We start from the raw sequence: 1,301 nt of genomic DNA, 5'->3' as shown, positions 1-1,301 counted from the left end.
GTGAGCTCGATGACCACGGCATCCTCACCGGCGGATCCCCCTTTTCTGCTGCTCGCGCGCTCGTCGCTGCGAGGAAGGTGTGGGCGAGCATGGCCAGGGTGATGTGTCGGTACCAGCCGACGTAGCGGCGGACTTCGTACTCGTCCAGGCCGCATTCGTTCTTCGCCGCCTGGAAACACTCCTCGATCGCCCACCGGGCGCCGGCGACCCGTACCAGTTCGTCCACTCCGACATCCAGCGGTGCGTATCCGAGGTAGTAGGCGATCTCGTCCGGCCGGCTCAGGCTGCGCCGTGCCAGCGCCCACCGCCGACGGATCAACACGCCGTCCTGGTGGTCGTACTCGGCCACCGGGCGCAACTGGACAGCCGCCCAGTCGTACTCGCGCTGCCCCTTCGCGCCCGCGCCGCAGGAACGGCGTTCCCATGCCTGGTCGGGGGCCTGCTCGAAGGCCCTGTCGATGCGTGGGCCGGCCAGGGAGAACTGGGACTTGGGGACGGCCAGGACATAGCCGGCGCCGGATTTTTCCAGCATCCGGCGGAAGCGGTTGTCCTGTCCATAAGCGGCGTCCGCCGTGACCCAGGCGATCGGCAGCGGCGAGGCCAGAGCTCTGTGAACGATTGTCGCCGCGAGGGTGTTCTTGGTGGCGAACTCCCTCTGATCGGGGACCTTGGCCGCGCGGCAGCGGTCGCGGTCGTCGGTCCAGGACTTGGGCAGGTAGAGCTCGCGGTCCACCAGGGCGCGGCCGGCTGTGCTGGTGTAGGCGGCGAAGACGCCGATCTGGCAGTTCTCGGTGCGGCCCGCGGTGCCGGAGTACTGCCTTTGAACTCCGGCGGAGGTAGTGCCCTTCTTCAGGAACCCGGTGTCGTCGATGATCAGCACCCCGTCGGGGCGGCCGAGATGTTCGGCGACGTAGGTCTGCAGGTCGTCGCGGATGTCGTCGGGGTTCCAGCGGGCTCGGGAGAGTAGGTGCTGCAGTCCGTCGGGGGTGGCGTGGCCGGCGTGTTCGGCAAGTTGCCAGCTGTTCTTGCGGGCCACCGGGGCGAGCAGTGCACGCACGTAGTCCCGCATGCGGCGGCGTGGTTCGACGCGGCCGAAGTGGTGCCCGATGGTGGTGAAGAGGTGGTCCAGGTCCCGGTCCCAGGTTTCGGTTGCCTGTTCGGTGATCACAACTCGAGGCTTCCCAGGGCCCGGGTCGACCTTGCTGTCGTGGGCACTCCTTCGAGGGGCATGCGGGCAGAAGCCGTCCGTGACGGCATCCTGCCCGCTACACTCCCACCGCTCGACGTTTCCCCAGGTCAAG

The 1,301-nt window shown here is 68.2% G+C and carries 1 protein-coding gene; it reads right to left on the bottom strand.

What is annotated here, in order from left to right; translation table 11 throughout:
• Nucleotides 1-1,129, bottom strand: a 1,129-nt coding sequence (locus ABZV42_RS42240) for an IS701 family transposase (RefSeq protein ID WP_356057615.1), incomplete at its 3' end; no start/stop codon positions are given.
• Nucleotides 1,130-1,301: the final 172 nt, after the last annotated feature.

The organism is Streptomyces sp. NPDC005281 (assembly GCF_040607495.1).
GTDB lineage: Bacteria > Actinomycetota > Actinomycetes > Streptomycetales > Streptomycetaceae > Streptomyces.
This window is presented reverse-complemented; position numbering and strand designations above follow the sequence as displayed.